This is a genomic window from Stenotrophomonas sp. HMWF023 (assembly GCF_003060985.1).
Lineage (GTDB): Bacteria > Pseudomonadota > Gammaproteobacteria > Xanthomonadales > Xanthomonadaceae > Stenotrophomonas > Stenotrophomonas lactitubi.
Genome location: NZ_QAIJ01000115.1, coordinates 6,399 through 8,361, shown reverse-complemented (window position 1 = coordinate 8,361; position 1,963 = coordinate 6,399). Strand labels below are relative to the sequence as shown.

General features: G+C 70.0%; 3 protein-coding genes. 2 read left to right on the top strand and 1 reads right to left on the bottom strand.

Going from position 1 to position 1,963, the window contains the following annotated elements; translation table 11 throughout:
• Positions 1 to 4 precede the first annotated feature (4 nt).
• Entirely contained in the window at positions 5 to 571 is a 567-nt protein-coding gene (locus DBR20_RS06065) for an N-acetylmuramoyl-L-alanine amidase (RefSeq protein WP_108265558.1), read from the bottom strand.
• A 72-nt stretch (positions 572 to 643) separates the two neighbouring features.
• On the opposite strand from DBR20_RS06065, the gene DBR20_RS06060 reads away from it, so the two are divergent.
• Positions 644 to 1,171 (top strand): hypothetical protein, encoded by a 528-nt coding sequence (locus DBR20_RS06060; protein WP_100464402.1) that lies wholly within the window; start codon positions 644 to 646, stop codon positions 1,169 to 1,171.
• Positions 1,172 to 1,315: 144 nt separating this feature from the next.
• The coding region (locus DBR20_RS22725; protein WP_258223224.1) for a THUMP domain-containing protein at positions 1,316 to 1,963 on the top strand (648 nt) is incomplete at its 3' end.

Genomic DNA, 1,963 nt, shown 5'->3' with positions numbered 1-1,963 from the left:
ACCCTCACTCGAGCGGCTGCAGCGGCACCTTGGCCAGGATCCGCTGCCACGGGAACAACGGGCCGGGATCCCGCTTGCGCGCCACGGTCACGGCCGGGTCGTCACTGGCGGGTACCTGCTCCAAGTCCAGCTGGTCGTGGCCGGCGATCTGCCGCAGCGACGGATACTGCAGCACCAGCGCCTGCAGCAACCGCTCCAACGCCAGCAGCTGCGCTTCGGTGTAGGGCTCGTCCATCGCCTGGTGGCGGCTGTCGAGCCAGTGCGGGTAGCGCCCAGAGTTGACCAGTTCGATGCCCACCGAATCGGCATTCATGCCGCGCACGTGGTGGGCGATGCGCTCCGGCGCCACGTACTGCACCACGCTGCCGTCGCGGTCGATGTAGAAATGCCCGCTGTTGCCGGCGCCGCTGTCGTACAGCACGCGCTCGCCGTACTCGCGGGCGGTAGCCAGGTCGGGCAGTTCGGTGCAGTGGATCACCACCATCGCCAGGCTGGATGGATCGCGCACGGGCAGGCGGTCGTGGTAGGGCAGCGGCTGCAGTTGTAGGCCGGGCAGGAGCGGGTTGGGCATGCGGCGATGCTAGCATTGCCGAATGAAACTGCCTTCCCTTCTGCTGTCGGTCCGCTCCGTGGGAGCGCACGCATGAGCCGCGGTCACTGCATCCTGTCGCACGGTTTCGAGAGCGGCCCGGAGGCGACCAAGGTCACCGCCCTGGCCGAGGTCGCTGAGCGCCTGGGCTGGACCCATGAGCGCCCCGATTACACCGACCTGGACGCGATGAGCGAGGTCAGCCGCGTTGGCGACGTGCGCACCCGCCTGCAACGCCTGATCGAGCGCACGGCCGCTGCCGCCGCGCAGGGGCCGGTGGTGCTGGCCGGCTCCAGCCTGGGCGCCTACATCTCGGCCATCGCCTCGCTGCAGGTGCCGGTGGCCGGCCTGTTCCTGATGGTGCCGCCAACCACCATGGGCCCGATGCCGGCGCTGGACGCCGCGCCGGTGCCGACAACGGTGGTGCAGGCCTGGCATGACGAGGTGGTGCCGGCCGCCGGGGTCATCGCCTGGGCGCAGGCGCGCTCGGCGCAGCTGCTGCTGGTGGACGACGGCCATCGCCTGGAACACCACGTGGAGGCCTCCGCGCAGGCCTTCGAGCGCCTGCTGCGGCAGCTGTGAAGCCCGGGCGCACGGCGCGCCCGCCCGCATTGACTACAATGGCAGCCCCGCCGCCCCCGGCGCGGGCCTGCCGGCCGTGCCCACGGCCCTCCCTTCCGAATGGCCCGGCTCCCTGCCGTGCCTGACCACCTGCGAACCGATCCCGTGAAATTTTTTGTCTCCTGCGCCAAGGGCCTGGAATACCTGCTTGCCGATGAGCTGTCGGCCCTCGGCCTGGAAAAGGCCACTGCCACCATCGCCGGCGTCAATGCCGATGGCGAACTGGAGCAGGCGCTGCGGATCGTCATGTGGTCGCGGCTGGCCAGCCGCGTGCTGTGGCCGATCGACGAATTCGAATGCCCGGACGAGCAGGCGCTGTATGACGGCGTGCGCGCGCTGCCGTGGCACGAGCACATCAAGCCGGAGATGACCCTGGCGGTGGACGCGCACGTGTCCGGCGACAAGATCACCCATGCCCGTTTTGCCGCGCAGCGGATCAAGGACGCCATCGTCGACCGCATGCGTGACGAAGGGCTCGAGCGCCCTTCGGTCAACACCGATCTGCCGGACGTGCGCGTCAACCTGTCGCTGCGCAAGGGCCGCGCCTCGCTGTCGATCGACCTCGGTGGTGGCCCGCTGCACCGCCGTGGCTGGCGTGGTGCTGCGCATGACGCGCCGTTGAAGGAAAACCTGGCTGCCGCGCTGCTGATGCGTGCGCAGTGGCCGCGCCTGCATGCTGCCGGTGGCGGCCTGCTGGATCCGATGTGCGGCAGCGGCACCCTGCTGATTGAAGGCGCGCTGATGGCCGCCGAC

Coding starts and splice junctions, on each gene's coding strand:
- DBR20_RS06065 (WP_108265558.1), bottom strand. CDS start 571: ATGCCCAACCCGCTCCTGCCCGGCCTACAACTGCAGCCGCTGCCCTAC.
- DBR20_RS06060 (WP_100464402.1), top strand. CDS start 644: ATGAGCCGCGGTCACTGCATCCTGTCGCACGGTTTCGAGAGCGGCCCG.